We start from the raw sequence: 5665 nt of genomic DNA on the forward strand, positions 1-5665 counted from the left end.
GATCTTGGCCAGCATGCCCGCCTCGGTCAGGGTGGTGATGCTTTGGCCGCTGGGTCCTTGGGTGTGCAGCAGCACCAGGGCTTCGCGCTGGCGGCCCATCCAGTCCCAGTTTTGCGCCAGCCAGGCCTGCCCGGATTGGCTGGCGGCAGCGGTCACGCCCATGGCCGTGCACTCGCCGTCATGCAGAGCGCCATCCCAAGCCGCCTGGGCCAGCCAGTCTGGCAAGCCCGCCGCGTGGTTGGCGGCCAGGGCGGCGTGCGCCAGTTGCGGCTCATCCGTGAAAAATGTGGGGGGCAAGATTTCGGTGCGGCAGTTCAGTGCCATCAGGCTGCCCAGGGTTTGGCCGCTGCCTTCGGCCATGCCGCGCAGTTCGTCCATCAAGTCGGCATCCACCTGCGTGATGACGCTTTCAAAACGCAGGCCTCGCTCGCAAGCACTGGCCCAGTCGATGCCGCAGGCGGCAAACAGTCGGGCATAGGTGACCACACTGTGTTGTATGCGGCTTTGGGCCTGGCGGCCGTAAATCAGGCCACGCTGCCGGGCCGAGGCGGCGCCCAGGGTGTTGATGCAAGGAAACATGCAGAAGCTCCTGATGAAAATAAAGCGGTGCAACAAGGGCACGCAACAGAACCAGTCTCGAGCGGGAAGGTGCGCACTGTCAATCCGGGTCCATGCGAATCGGCCGGTCTGCTGGCACCTCGGTGACTGTGGCAGGCAAACCCTCAGCCGCATCATGGCTGTCTGTTGAACTGGAGTTCCTATGCGCCTGCTGATTGCCATGATGATGCACGAGACCAACACCTTCTCGCCGGTGCCCACCGACTTGCAGCGTTTTGCGCTGGGCCAGGGCGAAGCGCCCCCCCGCGGCGAGGCGGCCATTGCCGCGTTTCGCGGCACGGGCACGGCCACCGGGGCCTTCATTGACCTGGCCGAGCAGGCTGGGGCCGAATTCGAGCTGGCCCTGGCCGCCCACGCCGCGCCCAGCGGGCTGGTGCACGACGACGCCTACGAAGCCATGTGCCAGGCAATTTTGCAAGCCGTGGCGCAAGGCGGTTTTGACGGCATCTTGCTGGACCTGCACGGCGCCATGGTGAGCCAAAGCCACGAGGATGGCGAAGGCGAGTTGCTGCGCCGCATTCGCGCCATCGACCCGAAGACCCCGATGGGCGTGGCCTACGACATGCACGCCAACGTTTACAGCAACATGGTCGAATTGGCGCAAACCGTGGCCGGCTACCAAACCTACCCGCACGTCGACATGTACGAAACCGGCCTGCGCGCGGGATCGGCTTTGCTCAAAATGATCCGGGGGGAAGTGCAGCCCACCACCGCTTGGGGCCGCCTGCCCATGATCCCGCACATCATGCGGCAAAGCTCGCTGGACGAACCCAACCGATCCATCCAGGAGCGTGCACGTCAAATGGAAGCCACCGGGGCCTTGTGTGCCAGCGTGTTCACCGGTTTTCCGCATGCCGACATCGAAAACGCAGGCCTGTCGGTGGTGGTGGTGACCGACAACGACCCAGCGCTGGCCGAGCGCTTTCGCGACGAGCTGATGCAGATGGCTTGGGACAGTCGGGCGCAGTGGGTTTACCAGCCTGAGCTGCTGGCCCAGTCGGTGGCGCGGGCCAAAACCTTGACAGACTTTCCGGTGATGCTGCTCGACCACTACGACAACGCGGCCTCGGGCGGCACCATGGACACCACGGCCGTGCTGGCCGAGGTGTTGCGACAGGGTTTGCGCAACGTGGCCGTGTTTGCCATTTTTGACCCCCAAGCCGTGCAAGAAGCCATGCAGGCAGGCATTGGCGCGCAGGTGAGCTTGCAAGTGGGCGGCAAGATGGCCATGCCGCTGATGCCGCACCGCAGCGAGCCGATTCAACTGCAGGGCGTGGTCAAGCTGATCTCGAACGGCAAATACCGCGTCAAAGGGCCCATGAGTCGGGGTGCACAGCAAAACATGGGGCTGGCGGTGGTGATCGACACCGGCGAGGTCGAGGTGGCGCTGATTTCGCGCCATGTTGAGCCCTTTGATGTGAACGCCCTGTTGTGCCTGGGCATGGACCCCACGCAAAAGAACTTTGTGGTGCTCAAAAGCCGCGTGCACTGGCGCGCAGGCTTGGGCCAGCTGGCCCGTGCCACGGTGGAATGTGCCGGGGCGGGCGCTTGCACCTCGGACTACAGCGAACTGCAATTCAAGCGCCTGCGCCGCCCGATTTACCCACTGGAGGCGGACGTCACCTGGTCCGCTGCGGGCTGAAGGCGGTCGCAGGCCGCCGTGACAGAAAATGCGTACAGAACTCAGGCCGCGGCCACCGCTGCCCGTTTGACGCGCCACAACAGCCACAAGCCAATGCTCAGGTTGAGCGCATTCCACATCACCCCATTGAGGAAGGCCGCGTGGTACGAACCCGTCAGGTCAAACACCTTGCCCGACATCCAGCCACCCAGGGCCATGCCAATCATGGTGGCCATGATGACCGCACCCACGCGTGAGCCAGCCTCTTTGGCCGGGAAATACTCGCGCACGATGATCGCGTAAGCCGGCACGATGCCGCCCTGAAACAGGCCAAACAAGGCAGAGATGACGTAAAGCGACACCAGCCCGTTGAATGGCAAAAACAGCAGCAAGGCCACGCCCTGCAAGACCGATCCGAGCACCAAGGTGCGCAAGCCGCCGATGCGGTCGCAAATAAGCCCCGAAATGAGCCGACTGGCAATGCCGCAGGCCAGCATGAGCGAGAGCATTTCGGCACCGCGTGCTGCGCCAAAACCCAGATCGGTGCAGTACGCCACGATGTGCACCTGCGGCATGGCCATGGCGACACAGCAGGCCACACCCGCCACGCACAACAAAAACTGCGCCTTGTTCAGGCTCAGCCCAAAAGGCTGCTGCGACTGCTGGGCCAGGGCACTGCCCGCCACCGGGGTTTGCAGCAAGGGCGGGCGCTGGCGCATGAGCAAACTCAGCAGCGCCATACCGATGCCGCAAAACAGACCCATGGCCACATAAGTGCTGCGCCAGCCCACGGTCTCGACGCCGTGCTGCGCCAAGGGCGGCCAAATCGCGCCCGCCACATAGTTGCCGCTGGCACAAACTGCCACAGCGATGCCCCGGCGCTTTTTCCACCACAAGGATGTGTCGGCCACCAAGGGCGCAAACGTGGTCGAACTGCCGATCAGCCCCAGCAGCAAGCCGTGCGCCAGGGCAAACCACCAGATGTTGGACGACAAACTGGCGGCCACGAAACCCAGCCCCGTGCCGAAACCACCCAAAAGTAATGGCACATGCACCCCGGCCCGGTCGGCCCAGCGGCCCATGTAAAGCCCCCCCAAGCCAAACCCCAGCATCATCAGGGTGTAAGGAATGGACGCGTCGGCCCGGCTGACGCCAAATTCGGCCTGCACAGCAGGCAGCACCACCGCCACCACGTACATGCTGCTGCCACCCAAGGTCATCAAGGCCAGGGTCACCAGCAAACGCCTGGCGGCGTACGCAGAGTCGATCAGGTGTTCAGCGGCGGCGGTGGATGAGCTCATGGCTTCAGGTTAGCAGGCACTGGCCCGCCCGATTGGCAAATGCGGGACAAGGGCTGGTCAAGGTTGCGATGGTCGACACCTTCAGCAAAATGGTCGGCCAACCACCAGGGCTCAAAGACGATCGCAGTGGCTGACTTCAGCCTGGGCGCAGCATCTTGCACGTGTGGGCCAAGCGCGCCTGTTCGGCCGTGATCTGGCGCACCACCTTGAAGCCGTAGCCAGAGCCTTCGACATCAAAGGGCACACCGGGCGTCCCCTGGCGCGCCATCACGCCCACCACCAGCGCTTGCTGAAACTGATGGTCTTCGGCCCGCATGCTGCCAGTTTGCCCAGCCATGCTGACGCGGGATTTTTCAAGTTGCAAGGCCACGGCAACCGGTTCGGTGCTGCCCGCCTTTTCCACGGCTTGGACCAAGGCCTCGACCATGAGTTGCATGCGCACGTGCACATAGTCTTCTGCAGGTTTGGGGAAACGCTGACGGAAAGATTGGTAAAACGCCTCACTGGCCTTGCCGGGCACATTCGGCAGCCAATCGGCCACGGCAATCACCCGGCCCACACCCGCTTCCCCGATGGCGGCGGGCGAGCCCAGGGCATTGCCATAGAAGGTGTAAAACTTGCCTTCGTAACCAGCTTCGCGGGCCGCTTTGACCAAGAGCGTCAGGTCGTTGCCCCAGTTGCCGGTGATGACCGCCTGCGCACCGCTGGCCTTGATCTTGGCCGCGTAAGGCAAAAAGTCTTTCACCCGGCCCATCGGGTGCAACTCGTCACCTGCGATCTTCACATCGGGGCGCTTTTCGGCCAGCTGTCGCTTGGCCTCGCGCAGCACGGCCTGGCCAAAGCTGTAGTCCTGACCAATCAGGTAAGCCGATTTGACGCTCTTGTCTTCACGCAAGACTTGCATCAGCGCGGTCATGCGCATGTCGGCGTGGGCGTCAAAACGGAAATGCCAAAAGCTGCATTTTTCATTGGTCAGCGCCGGGTCCACCGCTGAATAGTTCAAAAACAGCACCCGCTTGGCGGGCTCGCGTTCGTTGTGCTTGTTGATGGCATCGATCAAGGCGGCCGCGTTGGCCGATGAATTGCCTTGCAACACCACCTGGGCGCCGTCGTCGATGGCCGACTTGAGCGCCGACAAAGCCTCTTCGCTTTGGCCTTTGCTGTCATACCGCTCCAGCACCAAGGCTTGCATGCCCTGTGGCGTTTTGATGCCACCCCGAGCATTGACACGCTCCACCGCCCAGGCGATGTTGCGCACCACCGCTTCACCGGTGTTGCCAAAAGGGCCGCTCAGGCCCTCGATCAGGGCCAGCTTGAGGGGGGCGGGTGATTGCGCTTGCACCGCTGCGGCGCAGACACTCAGCGCAGCCAGCGCCCAAACCACTGAACGCCGAGAAAAAACAGAAAAAAGAGAAGGGAAAAGCATGTCAATAGAAGCGCCTGTGAAACCCCGAAATGGGCTTCAAAGTGGCGCGGTGTAAATGGGTTGAAATCAGGCCAGTTCGTGCAGCGGCCAGCGCGGTTTCACATCGAAGCTGTAGCGGGCCTCGGCCTGCTGAGCACCAGCTTGCAGGCGCATGGCGGCAGCCATGGCGATCATGGCGCCGTTGTCGGTGCACAAATGCAGTTCGGGGTAATGCACCCGCACCTGCACTTTGGCACAGGCGGCATTCAGCTGGGCGCGCAGCTCACGGTTGGCCCCCACGCCCCCGGCCACAACCAAGCGTTTCATGCCACTGCCCTTGAGCGCGTTCATGGATTTTTTGACCAACACCTCCACAATCGCGGCCTGGGTCGATGCGGCCAAATCGGCACGTTCGGGGGCGCCTTCGGTGTGGGCTGCGGGGCCGATTTTTTGGCTTTGGGTCAGCACCGCCGTTTTCAGGCCGGCAAATGAAAAGTCCAGATCACCGCTGTGCAGCAAGGGGCGCGGCAGCTTGTAGGCCGCCGGGTTGCCCTGCTCGGCCAAGCGCGACAGGCCCGGCCCACCCGGATAAGGCAAGCCCATGAGCTTGGCCGATTTGTCAAAGGCTTCACCCGCGGCGTCGTCAATCGACTCCCCCAACAGCGCGTAACGGCCCACGCCATCGACTTGCATGAGCTGGGTGTGCCCCCCCGAGACCAA

The 5665-nt window shown here is 63.1% G+C and carries 5 protein-coding genes; 1 reads left to right on the forward strand and 4 read right to left on the reverse strand.

Going from position 1 to position 5665, the window contains the following annotated elements:
• Positions 1 to 579 (reverse strand): C45 family autoproteolytic acyltransferase/hydolase (locus ACIQ3A_RS13585; protein ID WP_396432260.1); only part of this gene is annotated, 579 nt, incomplete at its 3' end.
• 181 nt (positions 580 to 760) lie between these two features.
• Between ACIQ3A_RS13585 and ACIQ3A_RS13590 the strand changes: the two genes are divergently transcribed.
• Positions 761 to 2260, forward strand: a complete 1500-nt coding sequence (locus tag ACIQ3A_RS13590; protein WP_396432261.1) for a M81 family metallopeptidase — start codon at positions 761 to 763, stop codon at positions 2258 to 2260.
• A 41-nt stretch (positions 2261 to 2301) separates the two neighbouring features.
• Here ACIQ3A_RS13590 and ACIQ3A_RS13595 read toward each other — a convergent pair whose 3' ends face one another.
• The 3 genes from ACIQ3A_RS13595 to ACIQ3A_RS13605 form a co-directional block, all read right to left on the reverse strand.
• Complete coding sequence (locus ACIQ3A_RS13595; RefSeq protein ID WP_396432262.1) at positions 2302 to 3540, reverse strand: MFS transporter; 1239 nt, start codon at positions 3538 to 3540, stop codon at positions 2302 to 2304.
• A 136-nt stretch (positions 3541 to 3676) separates the two neighbouring features.
• Positions 3677 to 4966 (reverse strand): branched-chain amino acid ABC transporter substrate-binding protein, encoded by a 1290-nt coding sequence (locus tag ACIQ3A_RS13600; protein WP_396432263.1) that lies wholly within the window; start codon positions 4964 to 4966, stop codon positions 3677 to 3679.
• A gap of 66 nt (positions 4967 to 5032) precedes the next feature.
• The coding region (locus tag ACIQ3A_RS13605; protein WP_396432264.1) for a tRNA (adenosine(37)-N6)-threonylcarbamoyltransferase complex transferase subunit TsaD at positions 5033 to 5665 on the reverse strand (633 nt) is incomplete at its 5' end.

This window comes from Limnohabitans sp. (assembly GCF_044361985.1).
GTDB lineage: Bacteria > Pseudomonadota > Gammaproteobacteria > Burkholderiales > Burkholderiaceae_C > Limnohabitans_A.

What these genes read in the sequence shown, in the direction of transcription:
- ACIQ3A_RS13590 (WP_396432261.1), top strand. Translation starts at nt 761, where the DNA reads ATGCGCCTGCTGATTGCCATGATGATGCACGAGACCAACACCTTCTCG.
- ACIQ3A_RS13595 (WP_396432262.1), bottom strand. Translation starts at nt 3,540, where the DNA reads ATGAGCTCATCCACCGCCGCCGCTGAACACCTGATCGACTCTGCGTAC.
- ACIQ3A_RS13600 (WP_396432263.1), bottom strand. Translation starts at nt 4,966, where the DNA reads ATGCTTTTCCCTTCTCTTTTTTCTGTTTTTTCTCGGCGTTCAGTGGTT.